The sequence below is a fragment of the Streptomyces sp. GDS52 genome (genome assembly GCF_052246875.1).
GTDB classification, from domain to species: Bacteria; Actinomycetota; Actinomycetes; order Streptomycetales; family Streptomycetaceae; genus Streptomyces; species Streptomyces cathayae.
Genome location: NZ_CM125966.1, coordinates 1,290,253 through 1,308,370, shown reverse-complemented (window position 1 = coordinate 1,308,370; position 18,118 = coordinate 1,290,253). Strand labels below are relative to the sequence as shown.

Below are 18,118 nucleotides of genomic sequence, written 5' to 3'. Positions count from 1 at the left end.
AACGGGGTCACCAGCAATGCAGCACGGCAAGTACCGGTTCATCGTGGGGTTCCTGGCGGCCCCCCTGGGGCTGTACGCGCTCTTCGTCGTCTGGCCGTTCATCCAGTCGATCTACTACTCGTTCACGGACTGGACCGGGCTGAGCCCCGATTTCACGATGGTGGGGCTCGACAACTACGCGCGCATGCTGGACGACGACATCTTCTGGAAGTCGTTGCGGCACAGCCTGCTGTTCGCCCTGCTGGTACCGGTGGTGACGATCGGACTGGCGCTGTTCCTCTCCTTCATGATCAACGTGGGCGGCCGGCGGCGCCGCGGCGGACCGGTGATCTCCGGGGTCCGCGGCTCCGCGTTCTACAAGATCGTCTACTTCTTCCCGCAGGTCCTGTCGATCGCGATCGTCGCCCTGCTGTTCGCTTTCGCGTACAACCCGGACAGCGGTGCGATCAACTCGTTCCTGCGGGCGGTCGGGCTCGACGACGTCCAGCCGCTCTGGCTGGGCGATCCGGGCCTCGCCCTGTGGGCCGTCATGGCGGTGGTCGTCTGGTCCACGGTCGGCTTCTTCGTGGTCCTCTTCTCCGCCGGTATGGCGTCCATCCCGATGGACCTCTACGAGGCGGCGCTGCTCGACGGCGCCGACCGGATCACCACCTTCTTCCGCATCACCCTGCCGCTGCTGTGGGACACCGTGCAGTCCGGCTGGGTCTACATGGGCATCCTCGCCCTGGGCGCCGAATCGTTCGCGGTCGTGCACATCATGACGACCGGGCCCGGCGGCCCCGACTACTCGACCACCGTCATGGTCCTGTACGTGTACCAGAAGGCGTTCCGTGACGGTCAGGCCGCCTACGCCACCACCATCGGCGTCGCCCTGCTCGTCGTCACGCTGGCCTTCGCCGCCCTCGTGATGAAGCTGGGGCGGCGCGAGCGGCTGGAGTACTGATCCGATGAAGACGACCGAGACCCCCGCCCCGGTACCGGCCGAGCCCGGTGCCACCCTCACCAAGCCCACCAGGGCCGGCAGCCCCGGCGGCGCGTCCCCCGGGAAGGAGAAGACGGGCGGCGTCCTCAACGTCTTCTCCCACGGCGTCCTGGTGATCTGGGCGATCATGGTGGCCCTGCCGCTGGTGTGGGCGGTGATGACGTCCTTCAAGGACGACGCCGCCATCTTCGGCTCGCCCTGGTCGCTGCCGGACAGGCTCCACTTCGAGAACTGGTCGCGGGCCTGGACCCAGGCCCACATGAGCGACTACTTCCTCAACACCGTCCTGGTGGTGGGCGGTTCACTCATCGGCACGCTGGTGCTCGGCTCGATGGCCGCCTATGTGCTGGCCCGCTTCGAGTTCCCGGGCAACCGGTTCATCTACTACCTGTTCATCGGCGGCATGAGCTTCCCGGTCATGCTCGCCCTGGTCCCGCTGTTCTACGTCGTCGACAACATGGGCCTGCTGAACACGATCCACGGGCTGATCCTGGTCTACATCGCGTACTCGCTGCCGTTCACGGTGTTCTTCCTGACCGCGTTCTTCCGGACCCTGCCCGGTACCGTGGCGGAGGCCGCGTTCGTGGACGGGGCCTCGCACACCAGGACGTTCTTCCAGATCATGCTCCCGATGGCCAGGCCGGGCCTGATCAGCGTGGGCATCTTCAACTTCCTGGGCCAGTGGAACCAGTACATGCTGCCCACCGTGCTCAACACCGACGAGGACAAGCACGTCCTCACCCAGGGCCTGGTGCAGCTGGCCGTCAGCCAGGGCTACAAGGGGGACTGGTCCGGCCTCTTCGCCGGCCTCGTGATGGCGATGCTCCCGGTGCTCGCCGCGTACATCGTCTTCCAGCGCCAGGTCGTGCAGGGCCTCACCGCGGGCGCCCTGAAATGATGTCCCGGGCCCTTGCGGGCCCTCCCGCGACAGCCCCGCGGCCGCCCCTCGCGGCGCCCCCGGGGATCCTCTGAAGTCACCCTCCGGATCTGCTCGCGCACCCGCCGTACCCGTCCCTGGGAGCGGCGGGTGCCGACGTGTGCAAGTACTCGGAAACGGTTCAACCTCTTGACGGAAGGCAACCGGAACAGCTCATCTTAGAGTTCACTAGTTGGACACGGAATGGGGTCTCATCGAAGCGGCCCCGCGCGCAGGAGGTCGTCGTGGAGACTCCGGGGTCACAGTCGTCGCTGCACCGAGCCAATCTGGAACGGGTCGTTCGAGCGGTACGGCTGGCCGGCTCCCTCACCCAGGCCGAGATCGCGAGGACGACGGGCCTGTCCGCGGCTACGGTCTCCAATATCGTCCGGGAGCTGAGGGAGGGCGGGACGGTCGAGGTCACGCCCACGTCGGCGGGCGGCCGCCGGGCCCGCAGCGTCTCGCTCAGCGGGGACGCCGGGATCGTCATCGGGGTGGACTTCGGGCACGCCCACCTGCGGGTGGCCATCGGGAACCTCGCCCACCAGGTGCTGGCCGAGGAGTCCGAGCCGCTGGACGTGGACGCCTCCTCGGCGCAGGGCTTCGACCGGGCGGAGCAACTGGTCAGCCGGCTGATCGAGGCGACCGGGGTGGACCCGGCCAAGGTCGCCGGGATAGGCCTCGGCGTGCCCGGTCCGATCGACGTGGAGTCCGGCACCCTGGGCTCGACCGCGATCCTGCCCGGCTGGACCGGCACCAAGCCCGCCGAGGAGCTGCGGGGGCGGCTCGGCGTGCCCGTGCACGTGGACAACGACGCGAACCTCGGCGCCCTCGGAGAGATGGTCTGGGGCAGCGGCCGGGGCGTGCGGGACCTCGCGTACATCAAGGTCGCCAGCGGTGTCGGAGCCGGACTGGTGATCAACGGGAAGATCTACCGCGGACCCGGCGGCACGGCGGGGGAGATCGGACACATCACGCTCGACGAGTCGGGGCCGGTCTGCCGGTGCGGCAACCGCGGCTGCCTGGAGACGTTCGCGGCGGCCCGCTACGTGCTCCCGCTGCTCCAGCCCAGCCACGGCACGGACTTGACGATGGAAGGCGTCGTACGGCTGGCGCGCGAGGGTGATCCCGGCTGTCGTAGGGTGATCGCCGACGTCGGCCGTCACATCGGCAGTGGAGTCGCCAATCTCTGCAACCTGTTGAACCCGAGCAGGGTCGTGCTGGGCGGTGACCTCGCCGAGGCCGGTGAGCTGGTGCTCGCACCGATAAGGGAGTCCGTCGGCCGCTACGCGATTCCCAGCGCGGCGCGTCAACTCTCCGTTCTCCCCGGGGCACTCGGGGGCCGTGCGGAGGTGCTCGGCGCGCTCGCCCTCGCGCTGGGTGAAATGGGCGATTCCACCCTGTTGGACGGCACCGCCACCGGATCCCTCACCGTGGCCTCCCCTGCCTTCACTTAGAGAACGATTGGCACCGTTGCCATCTCGTTAAGGATTTACTTCTTGACGTCGCACGTGTGGCCGAGTTGACTTCCAGCCACCTCGGCCGCACCGTCGCGGCCTCGTCAGGGAGGTTTCTGAAGTGAACACGCGTATGCGCCGTGCCGCCGTCGCCGTCGCCGCCGGTGCGATGGCCGTCTCTCTCGCCGCCTGCGGCAGCGCCGCCGAGTCCGGCGGCAAGAGCGAGTCGACCGAGTCCGCCGCCAAGAAGGGCGACGACATCAAGGTCGGTCTGCTCCTGCCGGAGAACCAGACCGCGCGGTACGAGAAGTTCGACAAGCCCTTGATCGAGAAGAAGGTCAAGGAGCTCACGAACAACAAGGCCGAGGTCATCTACGCCAACGCCAAGCAGGACGCCAGCCTGCAGAACCAGCAGGTCGACACGATGGTGACCAACAAGGTCGACGTGCTGATCCTGGACGCGGTGGACGCCAAGGCCATCGCCGGCTCGGTGAAGAAGGCCAAGGAGGCCGGCATCCCGGTCGTGGCCTACGACCGCCTGGCCGAGGGCCCGATCGACGCCTACACCTCGTTCGACAACGTGACCGTCGGCAAGACGCAGGGCGAGGCCCTGCTCGAGGCGCTGGGCGACAAGGCCAAGAAGGGCCAGATCGTCATGATGAACGGCTCCTCCACCGACCCGAACGCCGCCCAGTTCAAGGAGGGCGCGCACGCCGCCCTCGACGGCAAGGTCAAGATCGGCCGCGAGTACGACACCAAGGAGTGGAAGCCGGAGAACGCCAACGCCAACATGGAGGGCGCCATCTCCGCCCTCGGCAAGGACAAGATCGTCGGCGTCTACTCCGCCAACGACGGCATGGCAGGCGGCATCATCACCGCCCTGAAGGCCGCCGGCATCAAGGTCCCGGTCACCGGCCAGGACGCCGAGATCGCGGGCGTGCAGCGCATCGTGACGGGCGAGCAGTTCATGAGCGTCTACAAGCCGTACGCCCCGGAGGCCGCGGCCGCCGCCGAGATGGCCGTCGCGCTCGCCCAGGGCAAGTCGCTCGACTCCGTCGCCAAGGACACGGTCGACAGCCCCACCACCAAGGGTGTTCCCTCCGTGCTCGTCCCGGTCGTGTCGCTGACCCAGGAGAACATCAACGACACCGTGGTCAAGGACGGCGTCTACACCGTCGAGGAGATCTGCACGGGCAAGTACAAGGCCGCCTGCGACAAGATCGGTCTGAAGTAAGCAGTCCCGAAGTCCCATGAGATGTACGGGAGTCCGCACCGGGCTCCCGTACGGGACGGACTGCCGCGAACTCCGCCGGCGCCCCGCACACACCAGCCCCGCAAGCTACGCGGGGCGCCGGTCGGAACACCCCCCAAACTGCTTCTGCACAACCTCCCGCCGGGTCAGGCGGCGAAGGAGATGGTTCACGTGTCCGCTACGCCCGTGCTGGCGTTGCGCGGGGTCTCCAAGCGTTTCGGTGCCGTCCAGGCGCTCACCGACGTAGAGCTTGAGGTCCGCGCCGGTGAGGTGGTCGCCCTGGTCGGCGACAACGGCGCCGGTAAATCCACGCTGGTCAAGACGATTGCCGGCGTGCACCCCATCGATGAGGGTGTCATCGAGTGGGACGGCAAGGCCGTCCAGATCAACAAGCCGCACGACGCCCAGAGTCTGGGCATCGCGACGGTCTACCAGGACCTCGCGCTGTGCGACAACATCGACGTCGTCGGCAACCTCTACCTGGGCCGGGAGATCCGCAAGCGCGGCGTCCTGGACGAGGTGGAGATGGAGCGCCGCTCCCGCGAGCTCCTCGACACCCTGTCGATCCGCATTCCCAGCGTCCGGATCCCGATCGCCTCGCTCTCCGGCGGTCAGCGCCAGGTCGTGGCCATCGCCCGGTCCATGCTCGGCGAGCCCAAGCTGGTGATCCTCGACGAACCGACCGCCGCCCTCGGCGTCGAGCAGACCGCGCAGGTCCTCGACCTGGTCGAGCGGCTGCGCGAGCGGGGCCACGCGGTCATCCTCATCAGCCACAACATGGCCGATGTCAAGGCCGTCGCGGACAAGGTCGCCGTGCTGCGCCTCGGGCGCAACAACGGCACCTTCGAGGTCAAGTCGACCTCTCAGGAAGAGATCATCTCCGCCATCACCGGAGCCACGGAGAACGCCGTGACCCGCCGTGCGGCGCGCACCAACGGGGAGGTCAGCAAGTGAGCACCGAAAAGACCTCGACGCCCACCGCCGACACGGTCGAGAACACCGAGGCGGCCGCCGCGGCGGTCACCGCCGTCGACCCCCGGCTGCTGGTCCGCGAACAGGGCTTCGCCGGCTACATCGGCGAGTTCAAGCGGAAGATGAAGGCCGGCGACCTCGGGTCCGTCCCCGTCATCATCGGCCTGGTGATCATCTGGGCCATCTTCACCGGCCTGAACTCCAACTTCCTCACCGCCGGCAACTTCTCCGACATGTCCGTGGCCATGGTCGGCACGGGCATGATCGCCGTCGGTATCGTCTTCGTCCTGCTGCTCGGCGAGATCGACCTGTCGGTCGGTTCGGTCAGCGGTGTCGCGGGCGCCGCCTTCGCGGTGCTGAGCGTCACCCACGGGATGAACGAGTGGCTGGCCCTGGTGCTGGCCATCCTCACCGGCACGGCGGCCGGCGCCATCCACGGCTTCGTCTTCGCCCGCATCGGCGTCCCGGCCTTCGCCGTGACGCTGGCCGGCCTGCTGTTCTGGCAGGGCTTCATGCTGCAGATACTCGGCAGCAACGGCACCATCAACCTGGACAGCGAAGGCGTCGTCGGCAAGTTCACCAGCTACTACTTCACCGATGTCGCGGCCGCCTACGGCCTCGCCCTGGTGGCCGTGGTCGGGTACTTCCTCACCGCGTTCCTGGGCAACCGCCGCCGCGAGGCCGCCGGTATCCCCTCGCGCCCGCTGAACGACATCATCGTGCGCACGGTGCTGCTGGCCGTCGTCTCCTTCGCCGTGGCGATCGTCTACAACCAGCACAAGGGTCTGCCGCTCGCCGTGGTGATCTTCCTCGCGGTGCTGGTGTTCACCGACTTCCTGCTCCGCCGCACCGCCTACGGCCGCAAGGTCTTCGCGCTCGGCGGCAGCGTCGAGGCGTCCCGCCGTGCCGGTATCAACGTGGAGATGGTCCGGATCTCGGTCTTCGCGATCGCCGGCACCTTCGCCGCGATCGGCGGCCTCTTCGTCGCCTCGAAGATCGCCTCCGCCAACCAGGGCGCGGGCACCGGTGAGTTCCTGATGAACGTCATCGCCGCGGCCGTGATCGGCGGTACGTCCCTCTTCGGCGGCCGGGGCCGCACCTGGAACGCGCTCCTCGGTGTCCTGGTGATCGTCTCCATCCAGTACGGCCTCGCCCTCGAGGGCATCGCCTCGCCGGTGCAGTACATGATCACCGGTGGTGTGCTGCTGGCGACCGTCGTCATCGACGCGATCACCCGCAAGACGCAGAAGACCGCGGGCCGCGCCTAGCCTTTCGGCCCATGGTTTCCCCACGGCCCGGCACGGGCGCTTCGGACCCGGGCGAGGCCGGACCGCGTGAGCTATGACGCACGGCCCGGACGCCGGGCGCCGGAGGCGAACATTAGACTCGTCGAGCCCGGCAACAGCTCGATCAGCTCTACTGCAAGGAGGCACGGGTGCCGCTGCTGACCCGTATCAGGGGACCGCGCGATCTGGACCGGCTCACCGCGGAGGAGCTGAGCCAGCTGGCCGAGGAGATCCGGACCTTCCTGGTCGACGCGGTCTCCAAGACCGGTGGCCATCTCGGCCCCAACCTGGGTGTGGTGGAACTCACCATCGCCCTGCACCGCGTCTTCGAATCCCCCAGGGACAAGGTGCTCTGGGACACCGGCCACCAGTCCTACGTGCACAAACTGCTGACCGGCCGCCAGGACTTCTCCCGGCTGAAGATGAAGGGCGGCCTCTCCGGCTACCCCTCGCAGGCCGAGTCCGCGCACGACGTCATCGAGAACAGCCACGCCTCCACGGTCCTCGGCTGGGCCGACGGCCTGGCCAAGGCCAACCAGCTGAGGAAGACCGGCGACCACGTCGTCGCGGTCATCGGGGACGGCGCGCTCACCGGCGGCATGGCCTGGGAGGCGCTGAACAACATCGCCGACGCCAGGGACCGCCCGCTGGTCATCGTCGTCAACGACAACGAGCGCTCCTACTCGCCCACCATCGGCGGTCTCGCCAACCATCTGGCGACCCTGCGCACCACCGACGGCTACGAGCGCTTCCTGACCCGCACCAAGGAGGTCCTGGAGCGCACCCCGGTCGTCGGCCGCCCCCTCTACGACACCCTGCACGGCGCCAAGAAGGGCCTGAAGGACTTCATCGCCCCGCAGGGCATGTTCGAGGACCTCGGCCTGAAGTACGTCGGCCCCATCGACGGCCACGACATCGAGGCCCTGGAGTCCGCCCTCACCCGCGCCAAGCGCTTCGGCGGCCCGGTCATCGTGCACTGCCTCACCGAGAAGGGCCGCGGCTACCAGCCCGCCCTGGCGGACGAGGCCGACCGCTTCCACGCCGTCGGCAAGATCCACCCCGACACGGGCCTGCCCATCGCCAGCTCCGGTGCCGACTGGACGTCCGTCTTCGGCGAGGAGATGGTCAAGCTCGGCGAGGAGCGCGAGGACGTCGTCGCCATCACCGCGGCCATGCTCCAGCCGGTCGGCCTCGACCGGTTCGCCAAGCGGTTCCCGGACCGGGTCTACGACGTCGGCATCGCCGAACAGCACGGCGCGGTCTCCGCGGCGGGCCTGGCCCACGGCGGGGTGCACCCCGTCTTCGCCGTGTACGCCACCTTCCTCAACCGCGCCTTCGACCAGGTGCTGATGGACGTGGCCCTGCACAAGTGCGGCGTCACCTTCGTCCTGGACCGGGCCGGTGTCACCGGCACCGACGGCGCCTCCCACAACGGCATGTGGGACATGTCGATCCTCCAGGTCGTCCCCGGGCTGCGACTGGCCGCCCCGCGCGACGCCGACCAGGTCCGCGCCCAGCTGCGCGAGGCCGTCGAGGTCACCGACGCGCCGACCGTGGTCCGCTTCTCCAAGGGCGCGGTCGGACCCGCCGTACCGGCCGTGGGACGCGTCGGCGGCATGGACCTCCTGCGTGAGCCCGGCACCGACACCCCGGACGTGCTGCTGGTCTCCGTGGGCGCCCTCGCCCCGATGTGCCTGGAGATCGCCGGGCTGCTCGAGAAGCAGGGCATCTCCACCACCGTCGTCGACCCGCGCTGGGTCAAGCCCGTCGACGGGGCCATGGCCCCGCTCGCCGAGAAGCACCGGGTCGTCGTCACCGTCGAGGACAACTCCCGCGTCGGCGGAGTCGGCTCGACGATCGCGCAGGCCCTGCGCGACGCCGGCGTCGACGTACCGCTGCGCGACTTCGGCATCCCGCCGCGCTTCCTCGACCACGCCTCCCGCGCCGAGGTCCTGGCGGAGATCGGGCTCACCGCTCCCGACATCGCCCGTCAGGTCACCGGCCTGGTGGCGAAGCTGGACGGCGGCCTCCCGCCCTCCCGGATCCGCTCGAACGGCACGCACGACGGGATCCACGCGGCACGCGCCGCCGACCCGGTGGAACCGGCCCGCGACTGATCCCCTCCGCCGATGCGCCCGAACGGGCCGCCCGTGCCACTGTGAAGAGTGGTGAGGGCGGCCCGTTCGCGTGACGGCGCCCACGCCGGGGCATACGAGGTACGCCCCTCTCGACCACGTCGAGGACGACACAGCGTGGGAGGTACCTGTGACCAACACCCTCTTCCGGACGAAGAAGGTCGAGCAGTCCATCCGCGACACCGAGGAACCGGAGCACGCGCTCAAGAAGTCCCTCTCCGCGCTGGACCTGACCGTCTTCGGCGTCGGCGTCATCATCGGAACCGGCATCTTCGTGCTCACCGGCACGGTCGCCAAGAACAACGCCGGGCCCGCCGTGGCCCTGGCCTTCGTGGTGGCCGGCGTCGTCTGCGCGCTCGCCGCGCTCTGCTACGCCGAATTCGCCTCCACCGTCCCGGTGGCGGGCTCCGCCTACACCTTCTCGTACGCCTCCCTCGGCGAACTGCCCGCGTGGATCATCGGCTGGGACCTGGTCCTGGAGTTCGCGCTCGGCACGGCGGTGGTGGCCGTCGGCTGGTCCGGCTACGTCCACTCGCTGCTGGACAACGCGGGCTGGCAGCTGCCCGCGGCCCTCGGCACCCGGGACGGCGCCGAGGGCTTCGGCTTCGACATCCTCGCCGCCGTACTGGTGCTGGCCCTCACCGGCATCCTCGTCCTCGGCATGAAGCTGTCCGCCCGGGTGACCTCGGTCGTCGTCGCCATCAAGGTGACCGTCGTCCTCGTCGTCATCGTCGCCGGTGCCTTCTTCGTGACCGCCGACAACTACGACCCGTTCATCCCGAAGGCGCAGCCCGTCCCGGCCGGTGACGGTCTCCACTCTCCGCTCATCCAGCTGATGTTCGGCTGGGCACCGTCCAACTTCGGAGTGATGGGCATCTTCACGGCGGCCTCGGTGGTCTTCTTCGCCTTCATCGGCTTCGACATCGTCGCCACGGCCGCCGAGGAGACCAGGAACCCGCAGCGGGACATGCCGCGCGGCATCCTCGGCTCCCTGTTCATCTGCACCGCGCTGTACGTCGCCGTGTCGATCGTCGTCACCGGAATGCAGCGCTACACCGATCTGTCCGTGGACGCCCCGCTCGCGGACGCCTTCAAGGCCACCGGGCATCCCTGGTACGCGGGCTTCATCAGCTTCGGCGCCGCCGTCGGCCTGACGGTCGTCTGCATGATCCTGCTGCTCGGCCAGACCCGGGTGTTCTTCGCGATGAGCCGGGACGGTCTGCTGCCCCGCTTCTTCTCCCGCGTCCACCCCCGCTTCAGGACCCCGCACCGGCCGACCATCCTGCTCGGCGTGATCATCGCGGTCGTCGCGGGTTTCACCCCGCTGTCGGAACTCGCCGAGCTGGTGAACATCGGCACGCTGTTCGCCTTCGTGATCGTCGCGCTCAGTGTGATCATCCTGCGCCGCACCCGTCCCGACCTGCCCCGGGCCTTCCGCATGCCCTGGGTGCCGTTCCTGCCGATCCTGTCGGTCGCCGCCTCGCTGTGGCTGATGCTGAACCTGCCCGCCGAGACCTGGCTCCGGTTCGGCCTCTGGATGGTGCTCGGCTTCGTCTTCTACTTCCTCTACAGCCGGAGCCACAGCCGCCTGGGCCGGGAAGAGCAGGTCGACTCCGGCCGGCCCGGCAAGCCGCCGGGCCCGGCCTTCCGGTGACCCGTACGGCCCCGGCGACGGCGGTCAGGGGTGGACGGCCCGGGGGCCGGTCACGGTGGCGCCCAGGGCGGTCACCCGGCGGCGCAGTCCGCGGTCGGCGGTGACGACCAGGACCGGGCGCTCACCCGCCTCGGCCACCAGGTCGACCATGCGGTCGTCGCCGCTGCCCGGTGCCGCCTCCACCCGCACCCCGGGCACCGACTCCACACCCCGCGCCGCGCCCTCCACCACCAGGACGATCTCCACCGGCCCCGGACGGCCGGGCAGCCCCCGGGAGGCCAGCCGGTCCCGCAGCCGCTCCGCGGCACCCCGGCGGTCCCGCCACCACCCGTCGGGCACCGACCCGACGACGTTCGCGGAGTCGACGATCACGAGCAGGGCGGCGACGCTGTGGTCCATGCGTCCAGAATTCCACGAAACGGCCCCCGCCCGAGACGCCCGCCGCCCTGCTCCGCCGGCTCCCTCCGGCTCGCCCGCCGCAAGGACGAGCCGGGCCTGGCCCTGACGGCATGGTGCGAGGTGTGACCCGGACGCCCACGCGGTCGGACCGTACGGCGACCCACTCGCTGCTCCCGTGCCGAGAACCCGTGCCGAGAGCCCGTGCCGAGAACCCGTGCCGAAAAAGGGGCGGGCCGCACGGATCGTCACCGTGCGGCCCGCCCCCTGTCAGGGCCGGCCGGTCAGGCCGGGACGCTCGCCACGCCCGGGGCCAGGAACCGCTTGCCGTTGACGCGCTCGGAGACACCCTCGCGGTCCAGGTACGGCGTGATGCCGCCCAGGTGGAAGGGCCAGCCGGCGCCCGTGATCAGGCACAGGTCGATGTCCTGCGCCTCGGCGACGACGCCCTCGTCGAGCATCAGCCCGATCTCCTGCGCCACCGCGTCGAGCACCCGCGCCCGCACCTGCTCCTCGGTGAGGACGGTGTCGCCCTGCTCGAGCAGCGCGGCGACCTCCGGGTCCAGCTCGGGCTTCCCGCTGTCGTAGACGTAGAAGCCGCGCTTGCCCGCCTCGACGACCTTCTTGAGGTTCGGGGAGACCGTGAAACGCTCGGGGAAGGACCGGTGGAGCGTCTCGGACACGTGCAGCCCGATCGCCGGGCCGACCAGCTCCAGCAGCACCAGCGGGGACATCGGCAGACCGAGCGGCTCGACCGCCTTCTCGGCGACCTCGACCGGGGTGCCCTCGTCGATGACGTTCTGGATCTCGCCCATGAAGCGGGTCAGGATGCGGTTCACCACGAACGCCGGGGCGTCCTTGACCAGCACCGCGGTCTTCTTCAGCTTCCTGGCGACACCGAACGCCGTGGCCAGCGAGGCGTCGTCGGTCTGCTCACCGCGGACGATCTCGAGCAGCGGCAGGATCGCGACCGGGTTGAAGAAGTGGAAGCCGACGACCCGCTCGGGGTGCTTCAGCTTCGACGCCATCTCGGACACCGACAGCGAGGAGGTGTTGGTGGCGAGGATCGCGTGCGCCGGGGCGACCGCCTCGACCTCGGCGAACACCTTCTGCTTGACGCCCATCTCCTCGAAGACCGCTTCGATGATGAAGTCGGCGTCCGCGAAGCCCTCGGCCTTGTCCAGCACACCGGTGACCAGCGCCTTGAGGCGGTTGGCCTTGTCCTGGTTGATGCGGCCCTTGCCGAGCAGCTTGTCGATCTCGGCGTGGACGTAGCCCACGCCCTTGTCGACGCGCTCCTGGTCGATGTCGGTCAGCACGACCGGCACCTCGAGGCGGCGCAGGAACAGCAGCGCGAGCTGCGAGGCCATCAGACCGGCGCCGACGACACCGACCTTGGTGACCGGACGCGCCAGGTTCTTGTCCGGGGCGCCGGCCGGGCGCTTGCCGCGCTTCTGCACCAGGTTGAACGCGTAGAGGCCGGACCGCAGTTCACCGCCCATGATCAGGTCGGCGAGCGCCTGGTCCTCGGCGTCGAAGCCCTGCTGGAGGTCGCCGTCCTTGGCGGCGGCGATGATGTCCAGCGCCCGGTAGGCGGCCGGGGCCGCGCCGTGCACCTTGGAGTCGGCGATGAAGCGGCCCTTGGCGACGGCCTGGTCCCAGGCCTCGCCGCGGTCGATCACCGGACGGTCGACGACGATCTCGCCCTTGAGGACGGCCGCCGTCCAGATCAGCGACTGCTCCAGGAAGTCGGCGCCCTCGAAGATCGCGTCCGCGATGCCGAGTTCGTGGACCTGCACGCCCTTGAGCTGCTTGTTCTGGTTGAGGCTGTTCTCGATGATGACCGAGACGGCCTTGTCCGCGCCGATCAGGTTCGGCAGCAGCGCGCAGCCGCCCCAGCCGGGGACCAGGCCGAGGAAGACCTCGGGCAGGGAGAACGCGGGGATGGCCGCGGACACCGTGCGGTAGGAGCAGTGCAGGCCGACCTCGACACCGCCGCCCATGGCCGCGCCGTTGTAGTACGCGAAGGTGGGCACGGCGAGCTTCGACAGCCGCTTGAAGACGTCGTGGCCGCCCTTGCCGATGGCGAGCGCGTCCTCGTGCCGCTTGAGCAGCTCGACGCCCTTGAGGTCGGCGCCGACGGCGAAGATGAACGGCTTGCCGGTGATGCCGACGCCGACGATCTCGCCGTCCGCGGCCTCCTTCTCGACCTGGTCGACGGCGGCGTCCAGATTCGCCAGCGACTGGGGGCCGAAGGTGGTCGGCTTGGTGTGGTCCAGCCCGTTGTCGAGGGTGATGAGGGCGAAGCGGCCCGCGCCCAGGGGCAGTTCGAAGTGGCGTACGTGGGAGGTCGTGACGACCTCGTCCGGGAACAGCGCGGCAGCGCCCTTCAACAGTTCTGCGGTGGTGCTCACTTGTCCCCCTCGAAGTGCGGGTTCTCCCAGATGACCGTCGCGCCCATGCCGAAGCCGACGCACATGGTGGTCAGGCCGTAGCGGACGTGCGGCTGCTCCTCGAACTGGCGGGCCAGCTGCGTCATCAGCCGGACGCCGGAGGAGGCCAGCGGGTGGCCGAAGGCGATGGCGCCGCCGTACTGGTTGACGCGCGCGTCGTCGTCGGCGATGCCGTAGTGCTCCAGGAAGGCCAGCACCTGGACGGCGAAGGCCTCGTTGATCTCGAACAGGCCGATGTCGGAGATGGAAAGACCCGCCTGGGCGAGCGCCTTCTCCGTGGCCGGGATCGGACCGTATCCCATGACCTCCGGCTCGACGCCCACGAAGGAGTACGAGACCAGACGCATCTTCACCGGGAGGTCGTTCTCGCGGGCGAAGTCCTCGGAGGCGATGAGCGAGGCGGTGGCGCCGTCGTTCAGACCGGCCGCGTTACCGGCGGTGACCCGGCCGTGGACGCGGAACGGCGTCTTCAGCCCGGCCAGGTTCTCCAGGGTGGTGCCCGGACGCATCGGCTCGTCGGCGGTGACCAGGCCCCAGCCCGTCTCGCCGGCCTCCTCGTTGGTGCGGCGCACCGAGACCGGCACCAGGTCGGCCTGGATCTTGCCGTCGGCGTACGCCTTGGCGGCCTTCTCCTGCGAGCGCACCGCGTACTCGTCGGCGCGCTGCTTGGTGATCGTGGGGTAGCGGTCGTGCAGGTTCTCCGCGGTCATGCCCATGAACAGGGCGGACTCGTCGACCAGCTTCTCGGAGACGAACCGGGGGTTGGGGTCGACGCCCTCGCCCATCGGGTGGCGGCCCATGTGCTCGACACCGCCCGCGACGGCCACGTCGTACGCGCCGAAGGCGACGGAGCCGGCCACCGCGGTCACGGCGGTCAGGGCGCCCGCGCACATGCGGTCGATGGAGTAGCCGGGGACCGAGGTGGGCAGGCCCGCGAGGATGCCGGCGGTGCGGCCGATGGTCAGGCCCTGGTCGCCGATCTGCGTGGTCGCGGCGATGGCGACCTCGTCGATCTTCTTCGGGTCGAGTCCGGGGTTGCGGCGCAGCAGCTCCCGGATCGCCTTCACGACGAGGTCGTCGGCCCGGGTCTCGTGGTAGATGCCCTTGGGGCCCGCCTTGCCGAACGGGGTGCGGACGCCGTCGACGAAGACGACGTCCCTGACGGTACGAGGCACGATGGCTCTCCTCCAGGGTGCGGGATGGCACTGCTGCGTTGCGCTGAGCGCGCGCTCAGAGCCTATGCTACTTGTGGGTAATGTAGCTGCCCAGCCCCACGGAACCGAGCGGCGAAGCTCACACTCCCGGCGGAGCCGTCGCACCCCGCGGAGTCCGGGAGCGCGGTCGGTGCGGACGTGGACCCGCTCCGAGGATCTTGGCGCGATCCCGACGTCGCCGCTCTGTTGCGATGGTTCCTTCGGGGTGCGGGGGAGCACAGGTCAGACCGTCGCGGCAGGCGAGATCCCGGCCGTCCTCTCCCCGCCCCCGCCCCGCGACGGGCACCGCCGGCGGCCCTCAGAGCCCTCCCGAACCGCCGGAGACCAGTGCGGTGACCAGCACCGGGGTCACCTGTTCCACCTGCCACGGCCGCGCCCCGTACCCGGCCAGCACCGCCGCGACGGACTCCCTGTCGGCCGACTGCGGGGGCTCCCAGCACACCCTGCGCACCGTGTCCGGGGTGATCAGGTTCTCCTGCGGCATGTTCAGCCGTTCGGCGAGCGCGCTCACCCCCGCGCGGGCCGCGGAGAGCCGGGCCGCGGCCACCGGGTCCTTGTCCGCCCAGGCGCGCGGCGGCGGCGGACCGGTCACCGGCTGTCCGGGCTGCGGCAACTGAGACTCGGGCAGTGCCCTCGCCCGGTCGACGGCCGTCTGCCACTGCTCCAGCTGGCGCCGCCCCACCCGCGGCCCGAACCCGTTCAGCGCGCCCAGGGCGTGGACGTTGACCGGGAGGGCGAGCGCGGCCTCGACGATGGCGGCGTCGGAGAGCACCTTGCCCGGGGAGACGTCCCGGCGCTGCGCGATCCGGTCCCGGACCTGCCACAGCTCCCTGACGACGGCCATCTGCCGGCGCCTGCGCACCTTGTGCATGCCGGAGGTGCGCCGCCAGGGGTCCTTGCGGGGCTCCGGCGGCGGCGCCGAGGCGATCGCCTCGAACTCCTGCAGGGCCCACTCCAGTTTGCCCTGCCGGTCCAGTTCCTTCTCCAGGGCGTGCCGCAGGTCGACCAGGAGCTCGACGTCGAGGGCGGCGTAGCGCAGCCAGGGCTCGGGCAGCGGGCGGGTGGACCAGTCGACGGCGGAGTGGCCCTTCTCCAGGACGAAGCCGAGCACGTTCTCGACCATCGCGCCGAGGCCGACCCGGGGGAAGCCGGCCAGGCGTCCGGCCAGTTCGGTGTCGAAGAGGCGGCCGGGCAGCATCCCTATCTCGCGCAGGCAGGGCAGGTCCTGGGTGGCGGCGTGCAGCACCCACTCGGCGCCGGACAGCGCCTGGCCCAGGCCGGACAGGTCCGGGCAGGCGACGGGGTCGATCAGGGCGGACCCGGCGCCCGCACGGCGCAGCTGGACGAGGTAGGCGCGCTGGCCGTAGCGGTAGCCGGAGGCGCGCTCGGCGTCGACGGCGACCGGTCCGGTGCCCGCGGCGAAGGCGGCGGTCACCTCGGCGAGGGCGGCCCCGCCCGTGATCACGGGCGGGATGCCCTCACGCGGTTCGAGCAAGGGGGTCGGCGCCTCCGTAGCAGGTGATCCGTTGTCGTCCGGAGGGGCGCCTCCGGTGGTTCGCAGGGAGCTGTCTGCTGCGGTGTCGTGGGCGTCGGTCACCTGTCAAGAGTAGCCATGCCGTGAAGGCGCCCGCCGACGGAACGTTCCGTCGGCAGGCGCCGGGGGGTCGTAAACCAGTCAGTCCGGTGAACGTTCGGCAGAGGGAGAGCGGGACGGAGGGGAACGGCAGGGGGCTGTCGGGGAGCGCGGCGGGGCGGCGAGGTCAGTGGATGATGCCCGTGCGCAGGGCCACCGCCACCATCCCCGCGCGGTCGCCGGTACCGAGCTTGCGGGCGATGCGGGCGAGGTGGCTCTTGACGGTCAGTGCGGACAGGCCCATCGAGACGCCGATGGCCTTGTTGGACTGGCCCTCCGCCACCAGCCGCAGCACCTCGACCTCACGGCCGGACAGTTCGCGGTAGCCGCCCGGGTGGCTCGGAGCACCCGGGGGGCGGCGGTGCAGACGGGGGCCGGCGCCGAGGGGAGCGGCTCCGGGACGGGAGGGGAGTCCGAGGTTGGTGCGGGTGCCGGTGACGACGTAGCCCTTCACTCCGCCCGCGAGGGCGTTGCGCACGGCGCCGATGTCGTCGGCGGCGGACAGGGCGAGGCCGTTGGGCCAGCCCGCCGCTCGGGTCTCGGAGAGGAGGGTGAGGCCGGAACCGTCCGGCAGGTGGACGTCGGCGACGCAGATGTCGCGGGGGTTGCCGATGCGGGGACGAGCCTCCGCGACGGACGAGGCCTCGATCACGTCGCGCACACCGAGCGCCCACAGATGGCGGGTGACGGTGGAACGGACGCGGGGGTCGGCCACGACCACCATGGCGGTCGGCTTGTTCGGGCGGTAGGCGACCAGGCTTGCGGGCTGCTCGAGGAGAACGGACACCAGGCCTCCTGGGGTGGCGGGGACGGGGCCGGCTCGTGGGGGTGAAGCCGGGCTCAACCGTGCTTTCAAGGTCACAGTCGTCTTCGGCAACAAACCCGGTCTCCTTTAGAGAATGATCACGATCTGGTGAGTAACAATATGTGCAATTCGGACACGCGGTCGATCATTCGAAGACCGAACGGTTTCGGTCAGCGTCACAACGCTTCCGAAAGTGGCCGTATCGACAAAGAGATCACCATGTGTGAGGGCCGGGGTCCAGGAGGGGACGCTCAGCGCGACTGCGGCCCCCTCCGCTGAGGGAGCGTCACCACCGACGCGTCCCCCGGAGCCGCCGGGGGCAGCCCGGCGACCTGGGCCAGCAGATCGCACCAGGCGACCAGATGGGCGGCGGTGTCCGGCACCCCGCCCGGCCCCTCCCGCGGCGTCCACGAGGCGCGGATCTCGATCTGCGAGGCGGCGGGGCGCTCGGACAGCCCGCCGAAGTAGTGCGAACTCGCCCGCGTGACCGTGCCGCTGGGTTCGCCGTACGTCAGGTCGCGGGCCGAGAGCGCGCCGGTCAGCCAGGACCAGCACACCTCCGGCAGCAGCGGATCCGCCGCCATCTCCGGCTCCAGTTCCGCGCGCACCAGCGTCACCAGCCGGAAGGTGCCCCGCCAGGCGTCGTGCCCGGCCGGGTCGTGCAGCAGTACCAGCCGGCCGTCCGCCAGCTCCTGCTCACCGTCCACGACCGCCGCCTCCAGCGCGTGCGCGTAGGGGGCGAGCCGGGTGGGCGCGGGCGTGGTCTCCACCTCGATCTGCGGCCGCAGCCGCGCGCCCCGCATCGCGTCGACGGCCGTCCGAAAGGGCAGCGGGGGCGCCGCGCCCTCCTGCCCGAGGTCCTCCCCGGTGTTCTTCGCCTCGTCCATACCGCCCTTGCCGTCCGACAATCGTCCTTGAGCCGCAGCCATGCGGGGAAGATTAAGGGGAACGCGGCCCCGGCGC

General features: G+C 70.3%; 14 protein-coding genes. 8 read left to right on the top strand and 6 right to left on the bottom strand.

Going from position 1 to position 18,118, the window contains the following annotated elements; translation table 11 throughout:
• Nucleotides 1–16: 16 nt before the first annotated feature.
• From ACTWJ9_RS05825 to ACTWJ9_RS05790, 8 genes are all read left to right on the top strand, one after another.
• Complete coding sequence (locus ACTWJ9_RS05825) at nucleotides 17–943, top strand: carbohydrate ABC transporter permease (RefSeq protein WP_279333129.1); 927 nt, start codon at nucleotides 17–19, stop codon at nucleotides 941–943.
• A gap of 4 nt (nucleotides 944–947) precedes the next feature.
• A complete protein-coding gene (locus ACTWJ9_RS05820) occupies nucleotides 948–1,880 on the top strand; it encodes a carbohydrate ABC transporter permease (protein ID WP_388702138.1) in 933 nt (310 codons plus the stop codon).
• 263 nt (nucleotides 1,881–2,143) lie between these two features.
• Nucleotides 2,144–3,355, top strand: coding sequence for an ROK family transcriptional regulator (locus ACTWJ9_RS05815; RefSeq protein WP_279333127.1), 1,212 nt, complete (start codon nucleotides 2,144–2,146; stop codon nucleotides 3,353–3,355).
• A 133-nt stretch (nucleotides 3,356–3,488) separates the two neighbouring features.
• On the top strand, nucleotides 3,489–4,589 hold the full coding sequence (locus ACTWJ9_RS05810) for a substrate-binding domain-containing protein (RefSeq protein WP_387041299.1): 1,101 nt from the start codon (nucleotides 3,489–3,491) through the stop codon (nucleotides 4,587–4,589).
• Nucleotides 4,590–4,769: 180 nt separating this feature from the next.
• Entirely contained in the window at nucleotides 4,770–5,561 is a 792-nt protein-coding gene (locus tag ACTWJ9_RS05805; RefSeq protein WP_279333126.1) for an ATP-binding cassette domain-containing protein, read from the top strand.
• Nucleotides 5,558–6,847: a sugar ABC transporter permease gene (locus ACTWJ9_RS05800; RefSeq protein WP_279333125.1), complete on the top strand. Its 1,290-nt coding sequence runs from the start codon at nucleotides 5,558–5,560 to the stop codon at nucleotides 6,845–6,847. Before ACTWJ9_RS05805 ends, ACTWJ9_RS05800 begins: the two co-directional genes overlap by 4 nt.
• A 167-nt stretch (nucleotides 6,848–7,014) precedes the next feature.
• A complete protein-coding gene (dxs, locus tag ACTWJ9_RS05795; protein WP_384207390.1) occupies nucleotides 7,015–8,982 on the top strand; it encodes a 1-deoxy-D-xylulose-5-phosphate synthase in 1,968 nt (655 codons plus the stop codon).
• Between the two features lie 148 nt (nucleotides 8,983–9,130).
• Nucleotides 9,131–10,654, top strand: coding sequence for an amino acid permease (locus tag ACTWJ9_RS05790; protein WP_443295273.1), 1,524 nt, complete (start codon nucleotides 9,131–9,133; stop codon nucleotides 10,652–10,654).
• Nucleotides 10,655–10,678: 24 nt separating this feature from the next.
• Here the strand turns inward: ACTWJ9_RS05790 and ACTWJ9_RS05785 are convergent, their stop codons facing one another.
• From ACTWJ9_RS05785 to ACTWJ9_RS05760, 6 genes are all read right to left on the bottom strand, one after another.
• A complete protein-coding gene (locus tag ACTWJ9_RS05785; RefSeq protein WP_279333122.1) occupies nucleotides 10,679–11,053 on the bottom strand; it encodes an NTP pyrophosphohydrolase in 375 nt (124 codons plus the stop codon).
• 281 nt (nucleotides 11,054–11,334) lie between these two features.
• Complete coding sequence (locus tag ACTWJ9_RS05780; protein WP_279333121.1) at nucleotides 11,335–13,464, bottom strand: 3-hydroxyacyl-CoA dehydrogenase NAD-binding domain-containing protein; 2,130 nt, start codon at nucleotides 13,462–13,464, stop codon at nucleotides 11,335–11,337.
• Complete coding sequence (locus tag ACTWJ9_RS05775; RefSeq protein ID WP_279333120.1) at nucleotides 13,461–14,678, bottom strand: thiolase family protein; 1,218 nt, start codon at nucleotides 14,676–14,678, stop codon at nucleotides 13,461–13,463. Before ACTWJ9_RS05775 ends, ACTWJ9_RS05780 begins: the two co-directional genes overlap by 4 nt.
• 337 nt (nucleotides 14,679–15,015) lie before the next feature.
• Nucleotides 15,016–16,314 carry a ribonuclease D gene (locus tag ACTWJ9_RS05770; RefSeq protein WP_279333119.1) on the bottom strand — a complete coding sequence of 433 codons (1,299 nt, stop codon included), beginning with the start codon at nucleotides 16,312–16,314 and terminating at the stop codon, nucleotides 15,016–15,018.
• A gap of 163 nt (nucleotides 16,315–16,477) precedes the next feature.
• The gene (locus ACTWJ9_RS05765; RefSeq protein ID WP_279333118.1) at nucleotides 16,478–17,137 is read right to left on the bottom strand and encodes a helix-turn-helix transcriptional regulator; all 660 of its coding nucleotides are present in this window, start codon (nucleotides 17,135–17,137) and stop codon (nucleotides 16,478–16,480) included.
• A 269-nt stretch (nucleotides 17,138–17,406) separates the two neighbouring features.
• Complete coding sequence (locus ACTWJ9_RS05760) at nucleotides 17,407–18,084, bottom strand: DUF3000 domain-containing protein (protein WP_279333117.1); 678 nt, start codon at nucleotides 18,082–18,084, stop codon at nucleotides 17,407–17,409.
• Nucleotides 18,085–18,118: the final 34 nt, after the last annotated feature.

Coding starts and splice junctions, on each gene's coding strand:
- ACTWJ9_RS05825 (WP_279333129.1), top strand. CDS start 17: ATGCAGCACGGCAAGTACCGGTTCATCGTGGGGTTCCTGGCGGCCCCC.
- ACTWJ9_RS05820 (WP_388702138.1), top strand. CDS start 948: ATGAAGACGACCGAGACCCCCGCCCCGGTACCGGCCGAGCCCGGTGCC.
- ACTWJ9_RS05810 (WP_387041299.1), top strand. CDS start 3,489: ATGCGCCGTGCCGCCGTCGCCGTCGCCGCCGGTGCGATGGCCGTCTCT.
- ACTWJ9_RS05805 (WP_279333126.1), top strand. CDS start 4,770: ATGGTTCACGTGTCCGCTACGCCCGTGCTGGCGTTGCGCGGGGTCTCC.
- ACTWJ9_RS05785 (WP_279333122.1), bottom strand. CDS start 11,053: ATGGACCACAGCGTCGCCGCCCTGCTCGTGATCGTCGACTCCGCGAAC.
- ACTWJ9_RS05760 (WP_279333117.1), bottom strand. CDS start 18,084: ATGGCTGCGGCTCAAGGACGATTGTCGGACGGCAAGGGCGGTATGGAC.